The sequence below is a fragment of the Pseudoalteromonas piscicida genome, from assembly GCF_002208135.1.
GTDB lineage: Bacteria > Pseudomonadota > Gammaproteobacteria > Enterobacterales > Alteromonadaceae > Pseudoalteromonas > Pseudoalteromonas piscicida_A.
On sequence record NZ_CP021647.1, the window covers coordinates 793279 to 818254 of the forward strand.

The window sequence follows — 24976 nt, forward strand, 5'->3', positions numbered from 1 at the left end:
GCTTTGAATTAAGCTAACCCACGAAAAGCGGAGGCTAACACCGTGTGGGAGTCATTATGTCTATGGCGCAGGGCAAAATTCAGCTAAGGGAATTAGATGAGTAATAAAGTGAAAGTAGCCTTGAAATGGCTCAAAGAACTCTTGGATTCTGAGGGTGTTGAGTATCAAATTGTCGGTGGGCTAGCTGCAACGATTCATGGTGGCAGTCGTGAAATCGCTGATATAGACCTTTATATCCACAACTCCGACGCAAATAAGGTCTTAGCTCGCGTATCGCAGTTCATATCTAAACCGTTAAGTCATTATGCAGAGTACGGTTGGGATCTAGAGTATTTCCAGTTGGTTTACCAAAATCAGAAAATTGAAATCGGTTTATCTCAAAATACGAAGATACAGTCGGCTCTAGATGGCTCTTGGCATGAGCTTGAAATCCACTTTTCAGAGTCAGTGGTAAAATACTATCAAGACATCGAACTGCCAGTTATTCCAGTACATCATCTCGTAGAGTATAAGCGAATATTGGGTAGGGAAGTTGACCTAATTGACATACAAGAACTAGCTTTGAGTTCAGCGCCATAACAATAAACCAAAGACACCCACTGTTGTGGTTCAATAAATCCGGACACTACTTTAGGTGGTATCATTACCACCTTACACTGCCGCGTCAAATACGGCTGTCAGATTTGATCAATATCTAAAAACCAAATCTGACAGAGTAAAGGTAAGCCTTATCTAAATCAGGCTTATGTCTTTAGACTAGATTTCCGCAGCGACCACCGAAATCTCAACAAGCAATGCATCACGAGCCATGCTCGCTTCTACACAAGCGCGAGCTGGTGCATAACCTTCAGGCACCCATGCATCCCACACTTCGTTCATTGCTGCAAAATACTTCATGTCTTTAATATAAATTGTCGCAGAAAGAATGTGTTTGCGGTCGCTGCCTGCTTGAATAAGTAGCTCATCAACTTTCTCAAGCATGGTTTCAGTTTGTTCTTTAATTCCTTGCTCGGCGTCTTTACACACTTGGCCACATAAATAAATGGTACCATTGTGTTTTACAATACGGCTCATTCGTTGTTTGGTGTCAATTCGTTCAATCACTGTTTTTCCTTTCTAATCGTTACTGTAATCGGCAGGTTTAGGCTGAAATGTTATCTCTTTTTATTGAGATGAGCTACTTGCTTGGTATTGGTTTTTATGGAAAACAGCGACGGTTAAACGTGTCCATACAAACCAGGATAAGTGAAAGTACTTTGAATTAATGTGATTGGTATTAGCTAAAGCTCCAATACCTTATGATAGGCTGGTGTTTTACTCACTTTTGCAAACGCAATGCGTAAGCGCTCGACAATATCGGCTGGTAATTGGTTGTTCGTTGCAAGGTAACCTTTAACCGAGAGTGCTTCTACATCGTATAAAAAAGTAAAGTGGTCAGCCGGAAGGTTAAGCTCCATGGCCATGGTCTTGATATAACGCGGGTCATCAATCACTAAATCAACGCGATTTGCGACGAGTAATTCATATGACTTTTCGATGTCGCTGGTTTGAACAAAGTTAAACCCGAGTGCTTTAAGTGTGCCTTCGGCGATATCACCACGCTGAACCGCTATTTTGTATTGTTTGGCATCCTCTAGTGATTGGATTTTTATGTCCTCGCGATAGCGATTGGTAACGAACCCTAAATGAAACACAGCGACGGGGCCAATCCAATGAAAACTGTCTTCTCTCGCGGGTGTCTTTGCGATGCTATAAATTAAGGTATGTTTGTTATGCTGCGCTAATTTAAAAGCTCTAGCCCAAGGGTAAATAGAAAACTGTCCTTCGAGTTCAGCCGCTTTTAAAATCGCTTTGACTAGATCGGTACTCGAGCCTGCAACTTGGTGGTTTTCTATGGTTTGATTGGGTGGAGAAAGTTCCGTAACAACCTGTAATTTCGCCCATAATGGCAACGGGCTAATCAGCAAAATAAACAGTAGTAGACGTCCAACAACAGCATTGGTCATTACTAAAATACTCCACCCGTTAATGCGTTAATCTATATTTAGCATAGATGGATTTTATTTTTCCGTCATTAATCATTCGTCGCAAGGCAATATTTATTTCTGTTTGTAACTCAGTCAGATGAGGCTGCAAGCGCATATGGACAGGTAATCGGCTTATTTCATAGCAGGACTGAAATTTGCGATACTTTGGTTGTTGCGAAATATAGTAGTCTGCTGTCACCGACCCAATCATGATGTAGTCTAAACGCTCATGCTCAAGCTGTGCTAGCAGTTCTTTCTCAGATACATTTTCGTAAACCACGATCTTGTCCTTACCTATATGGGCTTCAAAGTTATCGTAACGATACCCTCTTACTTTACCGACTAATGCGCCGTAAAACTGCTCAGGCTTGTGTTTACCCACACAGCGAGATTGATAACCAAGCAGTACTTCTGTTGAAAAGGCATAGTCTATGCTGTAAATCCCAGGAACGTCCGCTTCAGCCCGCCACGATTTGTTTATCCCAGGCTCAATATCTATTTTACCTTGGTCGAAATAGCGTTGACCTCTGGCGACAGAGAGTGGCATAAACTCAAACTGGTGTGAAGTCAGTTTTGCCAACTCTTGAAAAATGTCGACAAAAATACCTTTGGGTTTTCCCTGTTCTTCAAGATAGTAAGGAGGATTGGCACCGTGATAGACCAGTACGGTATAGGTTTTCGCCTGCGCTAAGCCGGTTAGCAGCAAAAGGATAAGCATAACTATTTGCAAACACCGCATCATGATCTTCAGGCCAAAATAAAGGTATCTCCATAATATGCTTGATTTTTAATCGATGCAATTAATCCTTAGCTGCTACTGTGTCGAAATAAATACATCAAACTGATTATTCGCCACAAACTATAAATATGGTGAATACTACGTATGTTGGAAATTGTCGACAATTTGCGGTGGGGCTGGTTGACGTCTGCGTCAACCAGCACTATATTGTCTACAACTTAAATGACTAAGACTGGCTAACTAATGATGAGCTTTTTTGACGAGCAAGCGGTTACTTCTTCTGACAAAGCATTCTTTCGCATGCGAAAGGAGATTGTAGAAGGTGAAATAACAGCAGGTTCTAAGCTCAGCGAAATGGAATTGTCGACAAAGTATGAAGTCAGCAGAGCGGTTGTCCGCGAGGCAATCAATCGCTTGGAGTCATGTCACCTAGTTGAGCGCAAAGCCAATGTCGGGGCGCGCGTTGTTACTCTCACACCAGAAGGCCTTATGGAGCTTTATCAGATCCGTGAGGCGCTAGAGGGGATGGCGGCAAGACTTGCAGCACAACACATGACTGAAGCTGAAATTCAAGACTTAGAAGGTTTGTTGTCGAGTCAATTCGATGAAGTCAAGAACCAACATTCTTATTATCAAGAAGCGGGCGATCTCGACTTTCATTACCGCATTATTCTGGGCAGTAAAAATGCGAGCCTTATCTCTATGCTAGTCAATGGACTGTACCACTTGGTACGTATGTATCGTGTGCAGTTGGGGATGGCCGGTCCTCGCGTTACCACGGCATTTGACGAGCATAAACATATCGTTCGCGCGATCAGTAACCGCGACCCAGAACTGGCAGAAATACTGATGCGTCGACATATTCAATATTCTAAAAATAATATCGCAGCCAAATTAGCAAGCAATCAATCACACTTTTAAGAGAGAAGATCATCATGAGCGCAGGAAAAAAATTTCGTGAAGCATTAAAAGCCAATAAACCGCTTCAAATCGTCGGCACTATCAACGCATATAGCGCGATGATGGCAAAGAAAATCGGTCACCAAGCTATCTATCTTTCTGGTGGTGGCGTTGCTAACGCATCGTATGGGCTACCTGACTTAGGAATGACATCTTTAAATGATGTAATTGCAGATGTAAGTCGCATTACCTCGGCTTGTGATCTACCTTTAATGGTCGATATTGATACTGGATGGGGCGGTGCATTCAATATTGCAAAAACCATCCGAGATATGGAAAAAGCAGGTGCAGCTGCGGTACACATGGAAGATCAAGTAGCGCAAAAACGCTGTGGCCACCGCCCAAATAAAGAAATTGTGTCGACCGAAGAAATGATCGACCGTATTAAAGCAGCAGTGGATGCGCGCACCGATCCTGACTTCTTTATCATGGCAAGAACGGATTCGTTTGCGCAAGAAGGGTTAGATGCGGCAATTGAGCGTGCGAAAGCCTATGTTGCAGCAGGCGCTGATGGCATCTTCGCAGAAGCAGTACAAACTGAAGAACACTATCGCGCATTCAGCGAAGCACTTGATGTGCCCATCCTCGCAAATATCACTGAGTTTGGTAAGACAGAACTTTGGAACAAAGCTGAGCTGGGTGAGTGGGGCGTAGATATGGTGCTGTATCCATTGAGTGCGTTCAGAGCGATGAACAAAGCGGCGGAGCTGGTGTATCAGTCTATTTTAGAAAATGGAGACCAGAAAGCGGTACTCGATACTATGCAAACCCGTATGGATTTGTATGATTACCTTGGCTATCACGATTATGAGCAAAAGCTCGATGCATTATTCGCCGAAGGTAAAAATAAGTAAAAAATTAAAGCTGCTGAGGGTTGCTCAGCAGCACAAAATATCAATACCCAGCAGGTAAAAAATTCAGGAGACAATAATATGGCTAAAGTACTAAGTGGCGCGGGCCTTCGTGGTCAAGTAGCAGGAAAAACAGCACTATCAACGGTAGGTAAGTCGGGCTCAGGTTTGACTTATCGTGGCTACGACGTAAAGGAACTAGCTGAAAATTGTCAGTTTGAAGAGGTCGCGCACCTTATCCTTAAAGGTAACTTACCAAATCAAGCTGAACTGGACGCTTATAAAAGCGAACTAAAAGCAATGCGTGGTTTGCCGCAGGCGTTAAAAGAAGTATTAGAACGTATTCCTGCTGACGCACATCCAATGGACGTATTACGTACGGGCTGTTCAATGCTTGGTAACCTTGAAGGTGAAGCAAGCTTTGATGAACAAGGTAAAGTAACCGATCGCATGCTAGCAAGTTTCCCAAGCATTATTTGTTATTGGTATCGCTTTAGTCATGATGGCGTTCGTATCGATGTGGAGACGGATGACGACTCAATCGGTGCACATTTCTTACACTTACTGCACGGCGAGAAACCAAGTGAGCTACATGAGCGTGTGATGCATGTATCACTTATCCTTTATGCAGAACATGAGTTTAACGCGTCGACCTTTACAGCGCGCGTGTGTGCCTCAACGCTTTCTGATATGCATTCTTGTATTACTGGTGCGATTGGTTCTCTACGTGGTCCACTTCACGGGGGGGCAAATGAAGCCGCAATGGAAATGATTGAGCGCTTTGAGTCGGCTGATCACGCAGAGCAAGAAATGATGGGTATGCTTGAGCGTAAAGAGAAGATCATGGGCTTTGGTCATGCTATTTACTCAGAATGTGACCCTCGTAACGAAATCATCAAACGTTGGTCTGAAAAACTAGCGGCAGATGTTGGTGACACGGTACTTTACCCTGTATCTGTGCGCTGTGAAGAAGTCATGTGGCGCGAGAAAAAACTATTCTGTAATGCCGATTTCTTCCATGCATCAGCTTATAACTTCATGAAGATCCCGACTAAATTGTTCACACCAATCTTTGTTATGTCACGCTTAACAGGGTGGGCTGCACACGTTATGGAGCAGCGCGCAGATAACCGTATCATTCGCCCATCGGCTGAATACACCGGCGAGGAGCTACGCCCAGTTCCTGCCATTTCTGAGCGTTAATCGAACACTGTTCGAATCTATTCTGGCGGTCGCCATGACCGCCTGTTCTCCGTCACCGATTGTTGGAAGTTGTTATGAATACTCAATTCCGTAAACGTTTACCTGATTCTGAGCTTTGCTATTACGATACAAAAGAAGCGGTAGAAGCTATCAAACCAGGTAGCTACGAGACTTTACCTTATACCTCGCGCGTCCTTGCTGAAAACTTAGTACGCCGCGCTGAGCCTGAAAAACTCAATGATTATCTTGAACAGATCATCGAGCGTCGTCGCGATTTGGACTTTCCGTGGTTTCCTGCTCGCGTGGTTTGCCATGATATTTTGGGTCAAACTGCACTAGTTGACCTTGCGGGTCTGCGTGATGCTATCGCTGAAAAAGGCGGCGATCCGGCAAAAGTCAATCCAGTCGTACCGACTCAGCTGATTGTCGATCACAGCTTGGCCGTAGAGCACGCCGGTTATGAAGAAGATGCATTTGAGAAAAACCGCGCGATTGAAGACCGTCGAAATGACGACCGTTTTCACTTTATCAACTGGACCAAAACGGCATTTAAAAACGTCGATGTGATCCCGCCAGGTAACGGTATTTTGCACCAAATCAATTTGGAAAAAATGTCGCCAGTTATTCAAGCCCGCGACGGTGTTGCCTTCCCTGATACGCTTGTTGGCACCGACAGCCATACGCCACATGTTGATGCACTGGGTGTTATTGCCGTTGGTGTGGGTGGCCTTGAAGCGGAAAGCGTGATGCTTGGTCGTGCCTCTTACATGCGACTGCCGGATATTGTTGGTGTTGAGATCATTGGCAAACGCCAACCGGGGATCACCGCAACGGATATCGTACTGGCAATCACTGAGTTTTTGCGTAAAGAGCGCGTAGTTTCTAGCTACTTAGAATTCTTTGGTGAAGGTACGCAAGACCTTAATTTAGGTGACCGTGCGACAATTTCAAACATGACACCAGAGTATGGCGCAACCGCAGCTATGTTCTACATCGATGAGCAAACCATTGATTATTTGAAGCTTACAGGCCGTGACGACGAGCAAATCAAGCTGGTGGAAAAATACGCTAAGCTGACAGGGCTTTGGGCTGATTCGCTAGAAAACGTGCAGTACGAGCGTGTACTTAAGTTTGATTTGTCAACGGTGACTCGTAATATTGCCGGTCCTTCAAATCCGCATCGCCGCGTTGCAACTAACGACCTTGCTAATCAAGGTATCGTTAAAGAGATTGAAGCGCCAAAAGATGGCTTGATGCCAGATGGCGCGGTGATCATCGCAGCGATCACCAGCTGTACTAATACCAGTAACCCACGTAACGTCGTTGCCGCTGGCTTGCTGGCACGTAATGCCAATAAGCTAGGCCTTGTTCGTAAACCTTGGGTGAAAACGTCTTTTGCTCCGGGGTCAAAAGCGGTACGTTCTTATATGGAAGAGGCAAAGCTCCTACCTGAGCTTGAGCAACTCGGTTTTGGTGTGGTTGCCTTTGCTTGTACGACTTGTAATGGCATGAGTGGCGCACTTGATCCGAAAATCCAACAAGAAGTGATTGACCGCGATTTATATTCAACGGCAGTGCTATCGGGTAACCGTAACTTTGATGGTCGAATTCACCCATACGCAAAACAAGCATTCTTAGCTTCACCGCCGTTGGTTGTGGCCTATGCAATTGCAGGCACCGTGCGTTTTGATATTGAAAATGGTGTCTTAGGTCGCGACCAAGACGGCAATCCGGTCACGCTTAAAGATATCTGGCCAAGCGATGAAGAAATCGATGCGGTGATCAAAGAAAGCGTAAAACCAGAGCAGTTCCGCGCCGTTTATGAACCAATGTTTGACCTCACGGTAGACTATGGTGAAGACAACGACCCACTTTATCAGTGGCGTCCAACGAGTACCTATATTCGTCGCCCTCCTTATTGGGAAGGGGCACTCGCGAGTGAGCGCACCATGAAAGGTATGCGTCCACTGGCGATTTTAGGCGATAACATCACCACTGACCATTTGTCACCATCGAATGCGATTTTGGCAAGTAGTGCGGCGGGTGAATATTTGGCTAAAATGGGCTTACCAGAGGAAGATTTCAACTCATACGCGACACACCGAGGTGATCACTTAACGGCGCAGCGTGCGACATTCGCTAACCCTAAACTATTAAACGAAATGGTGGTGGAAAATGGTGATGTAGTACAAGGTTCACTGGCGCGTGTTGAGCCTGAAGGCAAAGTGACCAGAATGTGGGAAGCCATCGAAACCTATATGGAGCGTAAACAACCGCTGATCATCGTTGCTGGCGCAGATTACGGCCAAGGTTCGTCTCGTGACTGGGCTGCAAAAGGTGTGCGTTTAGCTGGAGTTGAGGTTATCGTAGCTGAAGGGTTTGAGCGTATTCACCGTACCAACTTAATCGGTATGGGTGTACTACCGCTTGAGTTTAAAGCGGGCACTACCCGTAAAACGCTTGAACTCGATGGTACAGAAACCTATGACGTTGAAGGTGAACCTGCACCTGGCGCTACATTAACTCTCGTGATTAATCGTCAAAGTGGTGAGCGTGTAGAGGTGCCTGTGACTTGTCGCTTAGATACCTTTGAAGAAGTGTCTATTTACTCTGCAGGTGGTGTATTGCAGCGCTTCGCTCAAGACTTCCTCGAAGCGGAAGGCGTATAACCATGAGCCAATTTAAGCCGCAAATTAAAATTCCCGCCACCTATATGCGTGGCGGCACCTCTAAAGGGGTGTTCTTTAATTTAACGGATTTACCCGAGTATGCTCAGCAACCGGGTGAAGCGCGAGATAATTTGCTGTTACGTGTGATTGGCAGCCCAGATCCCTATGGTAAACATACCGATGGCATGGGCGGCGCAACTTCCAGTACCAGCAAAACGGTGATTTTAAGTAAAAGTGACAAAGCCGACCACGACGTGAATTATCTTTTTGGTCAGGTTGCTATCGACAAACCTTTTATCGATTGGAGCGGAAATTGTGGCAATTTAACGGCCGCAGTGGGTGCGTTTGCGATTAGTAATGGTTTAGTCGACGCGAATAAAGTACCCGAGAACGGCATCGCCGTCGTTAAAATCTGGCAGGCGAATATTAGCAAAACCATAGTGGCGCATATTCCTATCAGTAACGGCGAAGTGCAAGAGACGGGCGACTTTGAACTGGATGGCGTAACCTTCCCAGCGGCAGAAGTGGTTGTTGAGTTTATGGATCCAAGCGACCCGGATGTTGATATGTTTCCGTCGGGCAATCTCGTCGATACATTAACTGTGCCTGATGAAGGCACCTTTGAAGTGACCATGATAAGTGCCGGGATCCCAACGCTTTTCTTCCGTGCTTCCGATTTAGGTTATGAAGGTACAGAGTTACAAGAAGCGATTAATGGAGACTCAGCTGCACTAGAGCGATTTGAAAAGATCCGTGCTTATGGTGCAGTTAAAATGGGTTTAATAGGTCATATTGACGAAGCGAAAGTTCGCCAACATACCCCAAAAATTGCTTTTGTTGCACCCGCTAAATCTTATGCTGCATCGAGCGGTAAAGCGGTGGAAGCCAATACCATCGATTTAAACGTTCGCGCGTTATCTATGGGTAAGTTGCATCATGCGATGATGGGAACTGCTGCTGTGGCGATAGCAACCGCAGCGGCAATTCCTGGCACCCTAGTTAACGAAGCTGCTGGTGGTGGTGAGCTAAACTCAGTGACCTTTGGACATCCGTCAGGCACCTTAAAGGTTGGCGCTGAAGCACTACAAGAGTCAGGCCGTTGGCAAGCTAAAAAAGCCATCATGAGCCGCAGCGCTCGCGTGCTAATGGAAGGCCGAGTTCGCGTCCCAGAGGCGTAACTCCATACTAAGTTAAAGGCTCTGGTTCCCAAGAGCCTTATTCTCTATAAAAAAACTCCCGAGTTGTTGCTCGGTCGCGAAGGTGTGCCTGCCATTCGGCTTCTTCTTTGATTTCCACCATGCAGACTTGTAATTTATAAGGACGATATGATGTTTGAAGCTTTACTTTCGGTAGCGGTTACAACCGCAGTGTTACTTGGCTCCCCCGGACCTGCGCCACTTGCGCTGGCTGCGACGGGGGCGAGTCAAGGTGTTAGAAATGGCTTTCCGTTCTTAGCTGGTATTTTGGCGGGATTGTTAGTCGCAGTTAGCTGTGCGGCTACGGGAGTGGCTGGATTGCTGGTAAGTCAGCCTCAGGTGACGCTCGTGCTAAAGTGGCTTGCAGCGGCCTACTTAATTTACGTCGCCTATAAAATTGCAGCAAACAACGCGGCGCTTGGCAGTGCAGGTGCGCAGCTACCGAGCTTTAAAGATGGGTTTATTCTTAACCTCCTCAACCCCAAAGCCTACGCTGCGTGTATCGCTATTTTTGCGACGGCTTCGGTGCCGGCAAGCTCAAATCTAGTTGCTACGCTACTTGCCGCTAGCGTGTGCTACGTAGTGGCGATAGTGGTCGACACAATATGGTTGGCATTAGGTGGTGTGATTTTTAAAACGCTGAAAGATGAAACCGTGCTCAAGCGGATCCGAGTTAGCTTTGCGTTAACTTTAGTTGTACTTGTTCTTTACGGGCTATCTGTCGTTTGAGTTTGATGGGAAGTCACTGGCATAGCTTTTAGGCTTAAATAGGTGTAATAATCTAAGTTATGCATCCGCCACTCAAAAAAGCCAATGATCGTTCCACCAGGTGAAAAAGACATCCCCATAAGTGATATCAGTGTTGAGTTTTCGGACTCAGCGTTTGCTTTGAGAACGTTAAGAATAGGGGAATATAAACGGTTGGAGCGTCTGTTTTCGCTTAGATATGGTGATGAGTACGATGCCGAAGAGTTATTAAAGTTACGACAACAAAGAGTGCTAGTACCTTTTTTACAAGCTACTGAAGATAAATCAAAGCATTGCATTTGTGTGCGACAAACTCAAACGCGCGAAATGCTCGGCATGATCTTAATTAAATTCGATGATTCTGCGGCTAAAAAAGTGCTGGTAGAAGAGAGTTGGTTCATCCACGATGCCCTGTATGACAAGGTTTTTTGTGTACTGGTGACAGAGTATTTGAATAATCTCAAGTTGGCACTTGTGGAGTTTCGAGTCGACAAGCGTAACAGTATAGCACGCCGGCAGCTAGAAAAGTTGGGCGCGGACTTTGATGGTATATTACGTCGCGAAGGTGTTTATCGGAACGAGTGCTTTGACCTTGCTGTGTACTCTATCTCCCAAGAAGAGTGGCAGTGTGTTGTTCCTTTGTATTCTATTTACAAAGCGCTACCGCAATAATAGGGAAGCTTAAAGTGTGCATTTATGGAAAGTAAACCAAAGTATTTTCGCTGGCAACTTGGCAGACAACAGTCCGGCTATCAAAAAATGTTACTAGCAAGCGCGATGTGGCCAGTTAAGTTTGATATGTATTTAACCTGAGCTTCGGATAATCTATGCCTTTCTAGCAGCCAGTTTTCGCGCTAACTGCGTTGAATTCACTTCCAATAGCCAGCTATTAGTACGTAAATTCGCCTTGTTATCCCCAAAACTCTCTGGCTAGATAAGGAAATAATTTTATTTTAGTTTAAAAACAACCAGTTAGAACATATCTTATCCAAACCTCAGGTTATTTACTAATGTTTCCAACTGGATGCGAAGTACCACCACATACCGATAAAGTCGTTTCAGGGAAACATTTCAGGTTAAATATTGTGTTAAAGCGGGCGAAGTTAGGCGGTGAATTTAAGTGTAAAGATCCGCTTTATAGCAGTAGTCGCATCAAACTTTTGAACCTGAACTCGGGATAAGAAGTTAGTTAATTCACTAAAATACCTAAGTTCAAAAGCGTAATATCACTCTAGCCAGAAGTTATTTCTTAATACAAGGCAAATTTGTGCGTCAATAGCTGGCCTATTGCAAGCAAATTTAACGCAGTAGTAAGGGATAACAGCTGCTAGAGAACAAGTTGTTATCTCGTGTTCAGGTTTTGATAAATCAGAGCATTCCGTTTCTAAAGTAGAAGCTGGTACTCGAGTGTTGTTAAGTATCGGCTGGGTCCGTTAGCTCGGCAACTTGATAATTACGCATGTTCCGGAATTAGATTCCGTTTCACACTCAATTACGCCATTAAAATACTGAGTGACAATAGCGAGCGCAACGCTTAGCCCTAAGCCCAAGCCATCATGGTGAGTTGATCTGAGCTGAGTCTTAACTCTTGGTATAAACGAACAAGATTAAAATTTCTTTCTATTTCTTTCTATTTCTTGCTCTTCTTTATTGACGAATGCCAAAAATGTGAACACCACAGAAAGAAAAAAAAGCAGCATGGAGAGCGCTGATATATGGTAGAAGTACTTAAAGCTAAACGACTGACTTGGGTGAAGTATGTTGCTTTGACTGGCTGCCATGTATTCAACGTTGTTAAGACTCGAATACACAAAGTATTGTTAACCTAAGCTCGGAATAACAATTTGTTCTTTGGCCGTTGTCATCCCATGTTTTGGTTGGTCGTTCTAGGTTTTTGTCACTTTGCCGAAGTGAGAAAGCAGCCAAATGGATAACAAGTATTTGGCTGCTCGATGGGTCTAGTCGAAAGTAAGTACGACTCTGCCGTTAATCTCACTGTTAAGCATATCGTCAAATATATCGTTGATTTGCTCTAGAGGTTTGGTTTCTATGATGGCCTTTACCTTGCCTTCAGCTGCAAACTGCAAGCACTCAGTGAGGTCTTGACGGGTACCAACGATGCTGCCAACCACACTGATACCTTTAAGCACAGTATCAAAAATCGGGATTGGCATTTCTTCAGGAGGCAAACCAACTAAAACGCATGTGCCGCCACGCTTTACACTATTGAATGAAGTGGTAAATGCAGGCTTTGAGACTGCGGTACAGACCACTGCTTGGACACCCCCTAGCTTATGTTGCATCAACTCTGCGGGATCCTTGTGTTTAAAGTCGATACATAAATCGGCGCCAAGCTCCTTTGCCAGTGCTAATTTTGATTCGCCAGTGTCAACCGCAACCACGTTCAGCCCCATCGCTTTGGCGTATTGCACTGCTAAGTGACCAAGGCCTCCTACACCAATAATGGCAACCCATTCACCGGGTTTGGCTTTTGATACTTTTAACGCTTTATAGGTGGTGACGCCAGCGCAAAACAGCGGAGCAGCATCGACAAATGATAACCCTTCTGGAATTTTTATTACGTAGTTTGCGTCAGCTTTGCAAAATTGAGCGTACCCGCCGTCAACTGAATAACCACTGTTTAACTGATCAGGGCATAAGTTTTCATCGCCTTTGAGGCAGTGTTCACAATGACCACAGGCGCTATGTAGCCAAGGTACACCCACTCTATCACCAACGGCTAGGTGTTTAACATCATCAGCTTTTGCGATAACGGTACCAACACCCTCATGGCCGGGAACAAGTGGCAATTTAGGCTTAACAGGCCAGTCGCCATGGCAGGCGTGTAAATCAGTGTGACAAACGCCACAGGCAGCTATTTCAACGATGACCGACCCTTGAGTGAGTTCCGGTTTTTCAATTTCTTTAATTTCTAATGGTTGCTTAAATTGGTGCACTAACGCTGCTTTCATCTTTTTGCTCCTTGATTGAGTTGATCGTAGCTTAGCAGTTATAACTAGGAGCAATTTGATCCGAAACAACGAATAAGAAGAGAGTAAACAAAAATGGCGAGCACAATGCTCGCCATATCATTACTTAATTACAAAAAGTACGGAGTTATTTTCTTCTACGTAGCAGCGCCAGTGGTGCAGCTAGTAGTAACCAAAACAGTGAACCACTTGAAGATTTTGATGGTGTAGGCGTTGGCGTTGGATCTGGAGTCGGCTGTTCTGACTCTTCATCCATTAAGTTTGTTACCTCGACCATAATTTTTACAGGCTCAGATACATTGCCACCAGTATCTGTTGCCACGACTTCAAGCTCAACGCTTTCTAGTCCTGAGTCGAAGTCTAGTTGCTCGCTGTTGGCGACAACGACCTGTCCTGATGCATTAACCGTGATAGCTGAAGAAGTAGAAGCAATAACAATAAACTCAGAAACCGGGTTCGCAAAGTCAGATGCGTATTCAACCTCTAACTGTCCAATAACGGTATCTACCGCTGTATTTTCCTCAACCGAGAATGACTGATCAGCAGTAATGATTGGCGCTTTTGCTGACTCTTCTGACGGAGAAACAATAACTGGCACCGCTCCGTTACTTGATAGAATCATGAAATCATTGTCGGAGAACGTTAGGTTTGCTGACTCACCAGGAGCAAGCTCTGTCACTTCATTACCAGCATCATCAACTAGCATAGCTAAACCTTCTGCCTCAGTTGTAGCTACTTCCATTGCTGGTGCTTTTATCATGAAACTATCAGCGAACATTTCGTCTAGAGAATTTGATGGGATCGGCATCCAAGTCTCTTCTTCCGTGCGGAAGCGAATTTTGGTTTCAACTCCAGTCGCAACCTGCTCAGCTGTAAGTCCAAACGCGTCGGCACAACTGCTCATGGTGACGAAATTATTACCTGATGCAAAATTAATATTGGTAATTGAACCGCTCGATGAGCCATAAGGGTGAGTGAAGGTAATGGCGCTTCCTGACAAGTAATTGCCAAACCATTCTAGCTTGCCGTTTTGAACAGTTACATCATAAGTGCCATCTGGCGACGTACCACCTTCTGCAGGCAAATCGAAATCAGCCATAAATCCACCTTGATAGGTGTGGATAATAGGTTGATTAGTGACCATGGTCGTGAAAAGCATGTAACCGGTATCACAAACGCTAGTTGGAACTGAAGTTGTTTCTACAGAAGCACCAATTATATCCAAACGTTCGCTATCACCTGCTTCATCTTTTGCGACAGTCGGAGCAAAAAATGGTTCTAATGTTGCAGCCCCTGTATTGGTTAATACGTGTCTAGCACCTTGGTCATCAACGACAGGCATAACTTTCGCGTTGGCAGCGGCTTTTGGTATCACGTGATAAACCAAGTGCAGCGCTTTTTCGTCGCCAGACATAAAGTTCAAGGCACCGTCAAGCTCTAACGTTGTAAGGTCGTGTGTTGCATCCAAGAATGCCATGTTGGCAGAAGTTAAAGTCCATTCAGGTAGTTTAGTTGGATCTATAGTTGCCGTAACGTCAAACGAAATGGTTTGTCCTGCGGGAACGGTGATCGACTCTGGGAAAGCCATACTAAGTGCACCGCGTTCGGCGTCGTCTGCAAATCGCTGCTCATATGCTAAGGTATAAGTTTGCTCTTGATTCGAGAAGTTTTTAACGACTACCTTTTTGGTGATAGATGAAGTTTCAGATAGTGAAACCAAGCCAAATGATAGCGCCGCTTGCATAGTATCTTCAGCCCATGCTGCAACCGGAAGGCTTGCCGCTTTTTCAACGTCCACAAGACCTGAACCGATAAAGCTGATTGGCGCAAGCGCTGCATTTGGGTTTTGCGAGCGAGGTTCAACGGTAACATCTAAGTTAGCCGCATTCATTAATGTCGCTTTTAGTTCAAAACCGTTGCGATTTGGTAGTGCTTCTTTAAGCATACTCATGGCGCCAGCTGTAATAGGTCCAGAGAATGAAGTTCCACTCGCTGGGGTAAGTCCATCACCAAGGCCCGGATGCGCAGTCATAATGCTAACTCCCGGCGCTGTGATTTCTGGTTTTAATCGTCCGCTGATAGAAGGTCCGCGAGAGGTGAATGACGCGATCATGCCTTTTTTTAGGATGACTGTGGCACTCACATTATAGGCAACATTGTTTCCAGCCAATAACTGTTGTTTAAGTGCTTTACCTTGGCTGTAGCTCAAACCAATCGTTGGGATCTCAATACCTGGAGCACTGCCACCGGGTTCTGTTGGACCAGCACCTTCGACATTATTGGCAATCATCACCAACTTAGCGCCTTTCGCTTGGGCGTTTAGTACTTTTTGAGTGAAATTACAGCCCCCTCGGTCAACTAGGACTGCTTTACCTGTAAAGTCAACGTCGTCAGCAAAAGGATCACAAGCAATGGATGTTGCATCTCCACGGTCATTTTTTTCAGTCTCAACGAATGCTAGTGGGGTTGTGTCACTACTAAATTCAAACTCTTCAAAGTTCTCAGGGTTAAAACTTGCCGCACCAGCTTCAGTCGTTTCGCCCATTAAGGTTGCTAAAATGTGTTTACCTTTAATAACAGAGTGCTCCATCGCACCAACAGAAAGCGCATTATCTGTTGTACTAGGGCCACCAACGATAAATGGCGTAGGGCCATCGTTACCTGCAGAGATAACAACGTTAGTACCTAGCATCACGGCTTTATCAATAAGCTCTTGTACCGCCCCTGCACGATTATCACCAAAGTCTCCGCCTAGTGACATATTTATTACATCCACGCGGTCGGAAATATCACCATCACCATTTGGATCCATGGCAGACTCTAGTGCTAATAGCTGCGCTAAACCTGGGCAGCTTTCAGCACAGACAGAGTAGACAAATAACTCAACATTCGGTGCGATACCTGTTACTGAGTGAGATACGTGAGTACCGTGGTTAGTACCTACGTCAATTGGATCTGGATCGTTATTAATAAAATCATAACCACCTAGCACTTTGCCTTGCGGCCAAGCTGGAGTGTCTGATGGGTTACTTGCTGCGGCTTCATACGCTTCAGCTGTGCCGGCTCCGCCAAATGCTTGGTGAGTGTAATCAATACCCGTATCGAGTACTGCTACACGAACTCCTTCACCTGTAACTTCACCTGTTGAAACTAAAGGCGTTGCTTTTATGTAATCAGCACTGTCAGCCACATTCAATTTATAATCAAATACAGGTAACACTGAATGTACTAAAGGATTGTTCAGTAGTTTGTTAACTTCTGCTTTTTCGCCATTGACGATAATTGCATTGGATAGCTTAGATGTTTTCGCTACAACTTGAAGTGTTGGGCTAGTGCTAGCGATTGCAGCCTCTACACTTTGTTGAGTTTGCTGAATACTTGAAGTTGCATTTTTGAAGCTAATACCGGCGAGATTTTGTTCAGCAACCGAGGGCGTTGTTAATTTAACTAACCATGTTACGACGTTCCGTGTCGATTTCCTTGTCTGTTTATCCTTCAATTCTGGATATTGACTTTTTAGAGATGGCTTATTTTCAAAATTATATTGGTTGTACGTCGCAGCAGAAACTGTAGAAGAAGACAAAGCGGTAACTACAGCGAGGGTGAGTGCTGACTTGTTTATAGTTGACATCGGATTTCCCCATCATGCTTGTTATGGTTTTTAATTATTTTATTTACATCTTATTTTAGTATTTGAACAAATATAGTCCCTTTTTGGTTGGTATTTCAACTTTTTGTTATGTAAAAACTGGTTTTTTACGTTTTTATCCTTTTTTTGTTAACAATGGACCGTTTTTGGGGGCTGATGTGGGAAGTATGTCTTTTGTCTATTTTATTCGGTGGGATGTTACAGAGGTGGTGGAGTCAAAGTGCGACAGCTAGTTGCAGGTTAAGGAATAAAAAGCGATTTGGTAAGTTAATTGAAGGTTTTTATTGCAAACATATACACGCTATCCTTTAATAATACTTGAATAAGAATAAGTGCTTAATATAACTAGCATGATATATCACAGGAAAAAAAAGATGGAGCTTAATGGCTTTAAAGACGGGTGTTTAGCAAGTATTTTTGCGGCAAATAAGGAATCACCTGAATTGACTACTCTGTTTGGTGAGTTCATCACATTTTTTGGTAAATTGAGTGGGATTGATACTCAGTTTGATATGAATGATTGGAGTAGTGTTCACACTGAATATGGTGTTGCTATTTCTCCTGTTCAGGCCGCAAAATGCTCTCAAGAACAGCTGCGCAGTTTGGTTTTTATGCAGGGCGTAAAAGCAGCGATTGAAGACAAACTGCGTGAAGGCTTATCCGAAGTTCGTATTCTATACGCAGGCACCGGTCCTTACGCTACACTATTGCTTCCATTGTTAGCACTACACCCCAGTCTTCCTATAAAAGCCACCCTAATTGATATACACCCAGAAAATGTCGTAGCGGTGAAAAAGTTAATTGATACTTTTGATGTCGAGCACTGTATCGAACAGCTGGTTTGTTGCGATGCATTAAAATGGCAAGGTGAAGAAAAATGTAGCTTTGATATCGTGATTTCCGAGACGATGACAGCACTACTAAAAAGAGAGCCACAAGTTTGGATCTTCAAACATCTATTTCCCTACCTCAAGGAAGACGGTATTTTGATCCCTGAGTCTATCGCATTATCGGCAACATTGAATAGAAAAGGGGAGCAAATACACATTGGAGAGTTTTTTAACTTACAGAAATCTTCGGTACAGAAACTCAGTGGTGGTGACGACACGCTATTAAGTGGGAAGCTGGTTATCCCAGATAGCTACCAGCCAGGAGATGGCTTTAAGTTGCAAACGGATATCGTCGTTTATGATCGCTATGCACTTGGTGAAAATGAATGCAGTCTCAATATTCCGTTTACCATCCCATGTGAAGCAACTAATTTATCAGCTGGCGCTATTGTCAAATATGAATACACCAATTATGAATCTCCTGAATTTGTTTTTGACTTTCCAAAACCCCCACGTTTTGTATTAGAAAGTAAGCTTGTGCTGTTAGATGAGGTTGGAAAGCTAGGTCTGGTTGGAGTAAAAAGTGCTTTTCAGCATTCTCAGCTCATCAAGTATGGTAAGGATGTGGCGATGCCTGAAAATATTTGGTTATGTCAGCAAGCTTTATGTGATGCTTTCAATGTATCGCTCCAAGATTGGCTATCGAAGCTTTATCAATCAGCTACATTAGAAGTTTTTGAAGCATGGTTGATCGAGCAAGAATCGAGATTACAGGATAGCCTTTTTATTAGTGAACTTAACTCGAAACTCCTACTTGAGTATAAAAGCGAATGAGATGGTCACAGTAGTTCGAGGTGTTTTTACACAACTTCCAGCTTTGAGCAAAATGGAGAATGCGGATGATAATAAGGAATTTATCTTGAGCAATTCGCTGCTTGCTCATCAGCAGTTATTTTCTGAATCCAACATACACTATTTAACAATCCACTCAGATAGTGAAATAGTTGGCTTTTTTACTTATTACCGACAGATGGTACATTCGGTTTGAAGAAAAGATGATGGAACAAACTTTTGGAGACGCCTATTTACGCTATCGAGCTAGAGTGCGTCGTTGGCTTTAAACTTCCAGCATAAATGAGGATAAAATGGTGCAAGATATTGATTATTCAAAATCCCTACAAACAATCGTTGGTAAGGTGGTTAGAGTGTACCAATCTGGAGATATGCTTACCCAAGATCATCAACCTCAGCGACTCAATATTGAGTTAAACGACGCGCAACAGGTAGTGCGCATGTGGTGGGGATAGCCCTAATTTGTATATTGATTGATGAAGATGGTGTATTGCGTCCAATAAAATGACTAAAGGTATTAAGATGCATATTGGCCTAGTTAAGGTATTTTTTGTTTTATCCATGTTCACGAGCCTAGCTGTCTATGCCGTAAGCTACGATGAAATAACGGATATTGATGTGCTAGCAGCGCACTTTGATGAGCCTACTTTTGAACAACACTTCTTAGAAGAAGGCATGGAGTTCATTTGGTTTTACTTTAAGGATATTGACCACTCTTTTTTGATTAATACTGAGACGGGAGAGGTCTGCCATCATTTTAAAGGCAAAAAGAGAGAGTCTTGTTTTCCGGCAAGTTATTTTGAGTAAATCTATTTAAAGGAGCTGCGATGTCACACTCAAGTTGTAATTTAGTCCAATCCCCTTGCATCAGAAAGTGTTGTTTGGATGATAAAGATGTGTGCTTAGGTTGCTTTAGAACGTTGAATGAAATCACCAGTTGGACAAGTTACAGCGAAGATGAAAAGCTCAAAGTCTTGGCATACTGTACGAGGCGCAAACAGCAACATGCTCAGAAATATCAAGGAAATTAAATGAAATTGGTGATTGGGACCGAATCAACTTGGTCATTAAGAGCGCTATTATGTGCGTCTATCTTAGATATTGAGTTAGATATTGAACTTATCGATTTGACCTCTTGTGTTGACAAAGCAAATTTGGCCAATGTATCGCCGACTAAACAAGTACCAGCTTTGCTCGTGGAAGGTCATGTCATTGCTGACTCACTCGCGATTGCAGAGTTCTTCAACGACCTTAGTGAAGGCGGTTTGCTACCACAAGACCCTTATGAGCGTGCACAGGCACGTAGTCTTGTCGCTGAGATGCACGCTGGCTTCACTGCGCTACGCTGTGAATTACCTTTTTCTTTCACGCCAAATACGTCAATAAATTTGTCGGATGCGGCAAAGTGCGAGCTAAAAAGGGTAGAAACTCTTTTTGCTGCGGCTCACTCCCCATTTATGTTTGCAAAGCCAACTATGGTCGATGCATTTTATGCTGTGCTTGCTTATCGTTTATTTAGCTACGGTATTCAATTGGCGCAACCCGCAACGGAATATCAGAATGGATTAGTTGCATGGCTTGAAGCTCGTAACGTATTGCACTTAGTGCATTCGTAGTTTAAGAGTCGATGTGAAAGTAAAATATGAGCCTTGAATACTGTAGTGATGTTCCCATTAAAAAAGCATGGAATTTCGCTCTACGATTATCAGCAAATACAAATGTACCACTTCCGACACAGTTATTAAGTTTTTAGTGTCTCGATTTCGACACATATTTTATCGAATACGAACTCAATTGTATTGTATTGTATTGATTTTTAAATGAAAAACATTTAGCCTGAAATTTGATTCATCATCTGTATTCTCAAAGTGGAGTACAGAGTATGGATATAAAACTGGCGAAACCAAAGCGCATGCCGCTTAAGAAGCTCGCATTGCTTGTTATTGTGCTATTTGTGGTCGGTTTGGTACTTTTTGCCAAAGCATATACCCAAAGTGCATCAAACGTGGTTTTCCAAGAAGAGTTAATCATTGCTAAAGTCCAACAGGGCGAGTTTGAACTCAGTGTTAAGGGACTTGGTAGTCTTGCATTGGAAAAACGCCATTTGGTTACCAGTAGTAGTGGTGGGAAAGTCGTTGAAGTGTTGGTTAAACCGGGTGAAATGGTCACTCAAGGTACGCTACTTGCTCGGCTTGAAAACCCATCACTGCGCGAAGCGCTCATTCAAAAACATAGCCAACTTACCAAAATTTCAGCGCAACATGAGGCCGAACTTGCAGAATTAAAGGCAAAAGTGCAAGAGGCCCACACCGCATATCATGATGCTTTGCTGGCTTATAAAGCCGACAAAATTCAGTGGCAGGCGCAAAAAACCTTAATAGAAAAGGGCAATAGCACTATCTCTATGCTTGACCATCAACGCAGCGAGTTTGCAATGCAGCGTAGTCAAAAGCAAGTGGAGTTACAGCAAGCGAGGGTTGCCACTCAGCAAGAAGTGCAACAGGCTAAAGCCAAAGCGCAGCTGGCTGAGCAAGCAAGTCTACGTTCCGAAATAAAGCTACTTGAAGAGAATATCGCAGCGCTTGATGTGCGCTCGCCAATCACTGGACAAATTCAGGATGTGTTGATTGAAGTAGGCATGCAATTGTCTAATACCAGCTCGGTTGCAGAGGTGGCAGATCCACGTTTGCTGGTTGCTAAGATAAACATCGCGGAACTAGATGCGCCCCATGTACAAGTGGGGCAGTCGGCTATAATCGATACTTACACCTCGCGTTTTAACGCCATCGTAAAACGCGTTTCCCCAAAAGTTACCAACAGCCAAGTTGAAGTGGAGCTGAGCATTGAAGGTACTTTGCCAAGAGAAGCCAGAGATAAACTCAACATTGAAGGGGTTATTGTAACGAGCTATAAGGCCGAGGCGATATTCGTCGCAATGCCAGCCAATGCTGTTGCAAATAATCAAGCTAGCGTGTTTGTTGTTGATGAACACCTCGCCACGAAAAAAACGGTTAAGTTTGGTCAGCGTTCGGTAAACTACATCGAAGTGCTTGAAGGACTTAATAAAAATCAAACTATCATTATTTCCGATATGGAAAAGTATACTCAAGATAGCCAAGTGCTAGTGCGTTAACAGGACATCATTATGAACTCAGTCATTCAACTTAATAATATCGAAAAGCGGTTTCAGACGGACGAAATTGCAACTCAAGCGCTAGACGGCATTAATCTCGTAGTAGAGCCCGGCGAGTTTGTGGCTATCACGGGACCGTCAGGGTGCGGCAAATCAACGTTACTGTCAATTTTGGGCTTGATTGATGAACCAAGTAACGGTGAGTACTTTATCAGTGGTAACCAAGCATTTAATTTAAGCTCGGACGAGCGTGCTCACATTCGTGCTAATCATATTGGTTTTATTTTTCAGGCCTTTAATCTTATCAGTGATTTAAACGTGCTCGAAAATGTCATGTTACCGCTGACTTATATCGGCGGCATTAGCCAAAAAGAAATGGAGCAAAAAGCCAAAGACGCGCTGGCGATGGTGGGATTAGAAAACCGCATCAATCATTTTCCTTCTCAGCTTTCAGGCGGTCAGCAGCAGCGCGCTGCAGTTGCAAGAGCCTTGATTAACTCCCCAGACCTCATCCTCGCCGATGAGCCGACCGGTAACTTGGACTCACATAATGCGCAGCAAGTGCTTGGGCTGTTAAGCGAGCTTCATGCTGCTGGCAAAACGATTTGTATGGTAACGCATGATATCGAATCTACGACTTACGCTAGCCGTGTTATCTCTATGCTAGATGGCACAATTTTAAGAGACAAAAAGCAGCTTGAGCACGCAAGTAAAGTCGTAGGAGCTTAGTATGGGATTACTTCTAGACTTTCGTTACGCACTGAGAAACATCGCCAAATCAATGCGGTTTACGTTATTGATGATGTTTATCATGGTTGGCAGTTTGACCATATCTTTGATTGGTTTTAACTATATTTATACGGTGGCATTTTCACATAGCCAAGTGGGTAGTGACAGCCCAGAAATCAGGATCTTTAAGGTTCGTAACCCTATCAGCATGCAAAATCGGTTTGAATACAGCATGCTGCCACAACTACAAGAACTTGATGAAGTTAAACAACTTGAGGAGTGGCTTTATATTGCGCCAGCGAGTGTTTGGGTAAGTGACGCTGAACGAGGCAATCATTATCGAGGCTCCTATGTTGATGAACGCTTTTTTCAGTTTCTGGACATTAAACCTGCTCTTGGGCGATTTTATACTGCTGAGGACTTTGTGGGAGCAGCTCAAAATGTGGTCGTGATTTCAGACTATCTCTGGTTGCACCTATTTCAAGGTCGCAAAGACGTCATAGGGCGCACAATGGTCGTTGACCAAAAGCCTTACGAGATAATCGGTGTGATGCCCAAACACAATAACTTCCCGATATTTTCTAAACTTTGGCTGCCACTTAAAGGCAATAACACAGCACCTGCTGATACCATCGATATTATTTATAAGATGCCAAATGAGACGGTTGAGGCAAAGCTTGAGCAGCGTTTAAGTCTATTCTTCACTGACTATGCAAAGCAACGAGTTAGCCAGTCAGCACTTGAGGTAGATAAAACCGTTCGTGTTGAATCTATGACCTTGGTGGAATACAACACCGACGGTGAAGCGGTATTTATATTTACCCTGTTTATGGCTGGTATCGTACTTATTTTGCTTATTTCCTCAATTAACATTGGCAACTTACTTTTTGCCAAAATCATCGAGAGACAAAAAGAATCGGCTATTCGCGCCGCGATCGGCGCGAAAAAGTTAAGGGTGGTTCAGCAGCATGCTTGCGAGGGCTTGGTTTACTGCGTTAGCAGTTGGGTCGTGGCGCTACTGCTCACGGATCTTGGTTTGCGAGCGCTGAATTTTTTTATGAATATGATGTTTGGTGGCAAAATGCCGTACTGGTGGTATTGGCAGCTAAATACAATCACCATTTTGGTGTCACTATTGCTGATAAACTTGGTATTTGCTATTGCTGTGCTGTTACCTGCGGTGAAAACAGCTAACTTTAACATCAATGATGTATTGCGAGACGGCACACGCGGCGCAACCGGAAAACAAGCGGGATTGATGTCAAAACGCCTACTGTCTTTGCAGGTGACCTTAGTGAGCTTTATGCTGATGGCGTCGAGCACCATAGGCTATGTGATGTATTCTATGGCGGGAAATATTGACGGCGAGACCCTCAAAGGGGTGTACTCAACTGAGCTGCAATTTCAAACTGAAAGCGAGTTTTCGAGTGATAAAGCGGTCGCAATGGCAAACGCATTGGTCGTGGGAATGACATTGGATCCGGCCTTCAAAGAAGGGCGCGTGTATCAACGTGAGATGGAGCTTGATGTGCTAACAAGCGAGGGCGAAGTTTATACCGATAAAATCATAAATATTGAAACGGTGTCTCATCTTTTTAAACGCGAACTGCAAAGCGGTCGGAACTTCACGGCACAAGACAACACAGAAGCGGCGCCCGTAGTGATCATTAGCCAGTCTCTCGCACACGCTTTGTTTGGCAGTGAAGATGTATTAGGGCGCTCACTGATGTTACGTGATGCAAAATGGCCAAGCGCTAAAATAGTTGGTATTGCAGTGGATGAAATGAGCGTTGTCGCCAGTGATCGTCGTCATGAGGTTTATTTTAGTTTTCGTCAATATGCGCCAAAGAAAAACGCAATGACGGTTAAATTCATTACCGAGCTGCCGCCAAGCCAAAGTTACGAAGCCTTCTATCGTGTTTTAGGTAGGCTCTCAAGCAGGCTCGAAACCAGCTATATTTTTGATCACTACGACAACCACCGTTCCATGATGGGAGCTTTCACCAGCATCATTTACGTATTTTTGATAGTGGGTGGATTTGCCTTGACGCTTTCTTTAATTGGTATTTATGCCATGGGCTTGAGTAATATCAATAAGTCTAGCTATGAAATAGGCATTCGCCGTGCGCTTGGCTCCAAAGATCGCCAGATCATGTTGTTATTTATCAAGAAAAATCTAACCCATACGGTTACGGGGCTGACTATTTCTGCATTCATTTTCTATATCTTGTGTTATCTTGCTGTAGACTTTTTCCGCGGTATTGTGCCGTTTAGTGTTATGTTTGGTGCGGGTAGTATCACTTTACTACTGGTATTTGCTGCGGTATGCCTTGCGCTATATATCCCAGTGAAACGCAGCATAAAAGTCCAACCTGCGGTTAGCTTAAGAATGGAATAAGAA

Annotated in this window: 22 protein-coding genes and 1 pseudogene; 17 read left to right on the forward strand and 6 right to left on the reverse strand. The window is 44.0% G+C overall.

Annotated elements, in window-relative coordinates:
- The first annotated feature begins 96 nt into the window (after positions 1–96).
- A complete protein-coding gene (locus tag B1L02_RS22000; protein ID WP_088532871.1) occupies positions 97–579 on the forward strand; it encodes a MazG-related protein in 483 nt (160 codons plus the stop codon).
- A 177-nt stretch (positions 580–756) separates the two neighbouring features.
- Here B1L02_RS22000 and B1L02_RS22005 read toward each other — a convergent pair whose 3' ends face one another.
- From B1L02_RS22005 to B1L02_RS22015, 3 genes are all read right to left on the reverse strand, one after another.
- A complete protein-coding gene (locus tag B1L02_RS22005) occupies positions 757–1104 on the reverse strand; it encodes a RidA family protein (protein ID WP_088532872.1) in 348 nt (115 codons plus the stop codon).
- A 176-nt stretch (positions 1105–1280) separates the two neighbouring features.
- The gene (locus B1L02_RS22010; RefSeq protein ID WP_088532873.1) at positions 1281–2006 is read right to left on the reverse strand and encodes a substrate-binding periplasmic protein; all 726 of its coding nucleotides are present in this window, start codon (positions 2004–2006) and stop codon (positions 1281–1283) included.
- Positions 2007–2025: 19 nt separating this feature from the next.
- Positions 2026–2745, reverse strand: coding sequence for a substrate-binding periplasmic protein (locus B1L02_RS22015; RefSeq protein WP_088533141.1), 720 nt, complete (start codon positions 2743–2745; stop codon positions 2026–2028).
- 267 nt (positions 2746–3012) lie between these two features.
- Between B1L02_RS22015 and B1L02_RS22020 the strand changes: the two genes are divergently transcribed.
- From B1L02_RS22020 to B1L02_RS24825, 8 genes and pseudogenes are all read left to right on the forward strand, one after another.
- Positions 3013–3687, forward strand: a complete 675-nt coding sequence (locus B1L02_RS22020; RefSeq protein ID WP_174694595.1) for a GntR family transcriptional regulator — start codon at positions 3013–3015, stop codon at positions 3685–3687.
- 14 nt (positions 3688–3701) lie between these two features.
- Positions 3702–4580 (forward strand): methylisocitrate lyase, encoded by an 879-nt coding sequence (prpB, locus tag B1L02_RS22025; protein ID WP_088532875.1) that lies wholly within the window; start codon positions 3702–3704, stop codon positions 4578–4580.
- A gap of 78 nt (positions 4581–4658) precedes the next feature.
- Positions 4659–5780 (forward strand): bifunctional 2-methylcitrate synthase/citrate synthase, encoded by a 1122-nt coding sequence (gene prpC, locus B1L02_RS22030; protein ID WP_088532876.1) that lies wholly within the window; start codon positions 4659–4661, stop codon positions 5778–5780.
- Between the two features lie 74 nt (positions 5781–5854).
- Positions 5855–8449 (forward strand): Fe/S-dependent 2-methylisocitrate dehydratase AcnD, encoded by a 2595-nt coding sequence (acnD, locus tag B1L02_RS22035; RefSeq protein WP_088532877.1) that lies wholly within the window; start codon positions 5855–5857, stop codon positions 8447–8449.
- A gap of 2 nt (positions 8450–8451) precedes the next feature.
- Complete coding sequence (gene prpF / locus B1L02_RS22040) at positions 8452–9627, forward strand: 2-methylaconitate cis-trans isomerase PrpF (protein ID WP_088532878.1); 1176 nt, start codon at positions 8452–8454, stop codon at positions 9625–9627.
- 147 nt (positions 9628–9774) lie between these two features.
- Positions 9775–10374 (forward strand): LysE family translocator, encoded by a 600-nt coding sequence (locus B1L02_RS22045; protein ID WP_223192150.1) that lies wholly within the window; start codon positions 9775–9777, stop codon positions 10372–10374.
- An 84-nt stretch (positions 10375–10458) separates the two neighbouring features.
- Entirely contained in the window at positions 10459–11064 is a 606-nt protein-coding gene (locus B1L02_RS22050) for a GNAT family N-acetyltransferase (RefSeq protein ID WP_223192149.1), read from the forward strand.
- 329 nt (positions 11065–11393) lie between these two features.
- Positions 11394–11573: pseudogene (locus B1L02_RS24825) on the forward strand (hypothetical protein); the annotation flags it as partial.
- 252 nt (positions 11574–11825) lie between these two features.
- On the opposite strand, the gene B1L02_RS25145 reads toward B1L02_RS24825, so the two are convergent.
- The 3 genes from B1L02_RS25145 to B1L02_RS22065 form a co-directional block, all read right to left on the reverse strand.
- Positions 11826–11942, reverse strand: coding sequence for a hypothetical protein (locus B1L02_RS25145; protein WP_335682211.1), 117 nt, complete (start codon positions 11940–11942; stop codon positions 11826–11828).
- A gap of 408 nt (positions 11943–12350) precedes the next feature.
- Positions 12351–13364 carry an alcohol dehydrogenase AdhP gene (gene adhP / locus B1L02_RS22060; protein WP_088532880.1) on the reverse strand — a complete coding sequence of 338 codons (1014 nt, stop codon included), beginning with the start codon at positions 13362–13364 and terminating at the stop codon, positions 12351–12353.
- Between the two features lie 145 nt (positions 13365–13509).
- The gene (locus B1L02_RS22065; protein WP_088532881.1) at positions 13510–17013 is read right to left on the reverse strand and encodes a S8 family serine peptidase; all 3504 of its coding nucleotides are present in this window, start codon (positions 17011–17013) and stop codon (positions 13510–13512) included.
- A gap of 392 nt (positions 17014–17405) precedes the next feature.
- Between B1L02_RS22065 and B1L02_RS22070 the strand changes: the two genes are divergently transcribed.
- The 8 genes from B1L02_RS22070 to B1L02_RS22110 all read left to right on the forward strand — a co-directional run bounded on the left by B1L02_RS22070 (position 17406) and on the right by B1L02_RS22110 (position 24973).
- The gene (locus B1L02_RS22070; protein WP_088532882.1) at positions 17406–18695 is read left to right on the forward strand and encodes a phytanoyl-CoA dioxygenase; all 1290 of its coding nucleotides are present in this window, start codon (positions 17406–17408) and stop codon (positions 18693–18695) included.
- A gap of 311 nt (positions 18696–19006) precedes the next feature.
- The gene (locus tag B1L02_RS22080) at positions 19007–19168 is read left to right on the forward strand and encodes an I78 family peptidase inhibitor (RefSeq protein WP_010603803.1); all 162 of its coding nucleotides are present in this window, start codon (positions 19007–19009) and stop codon (positions 19166–19168) included.
- A 67-nt stretch (positions 19169–19235) separates the two neighbouring features.
- A complete protein-coding gene (locus tag B1L02_RS22085) occupies positions 19236–19520 on the forward strand; it encodes a hypothetical protein (protein WP_088532883.1) in 285 nt (94 codons plus the stop codon).
- A gap of 20 nt (positions 19521–19540) precedes the next feature.
- Entirely contained in the window at positions 19541–19744 is a 204-nt protein-coding gene (locus B1L02_RS22090) for a DUF1289 domain-containing protein (protein WP_088532884.1), read from the forward strand.
- Complete coding sequence (locus B1L02_RS22095) at positions 19745–20329, forward strand: glutathione S-transferase N-terminal domain-containing protein (RefSeq protein WP_088532885.1); 585 nt, start codon at positions 19745–19747, stop codon at positions 20327–20329.
- Between the two features lie 266 nt (positions 20330–20595).
- On the forward strand, positions 20596–21846 hold the full coding sequence (locus B1L02_RS22100) for an efflux RND transporter periplasmic adaptor subunit (protein ID WP_088532886.1): 1251 nt from the start codon (positions 20596–20598) through the stop codon (positions 21844–21846).
- Between the two features lie 12 nt (positions 21847–21858).
- The gene (locus B1L02_RS22105) at positions 21859–22575 is read left to right on the forward strand and encodes an ABC transporter ATP-binding protein (RefSeq protein ID WP_010370144.1); all 717 of its coding nucleotides are present in this window, start codon (positions 21859–21861) and stop codon (positions 22573–22575) included.
- A gap of 1 nt (position 22576) precedes the next feature.
- Complete coding sequence (locus B1L02_RS22110) at positions 22577–24973, forward strand: ABC transporter permease (RefSeq protein ID WP_088532887.1); 2397 nt, start codon at positions 22577–22579, stop codon at positions 24971–24973.
- Positions 24974–24976: the final 3 nt, after the last annotated feature.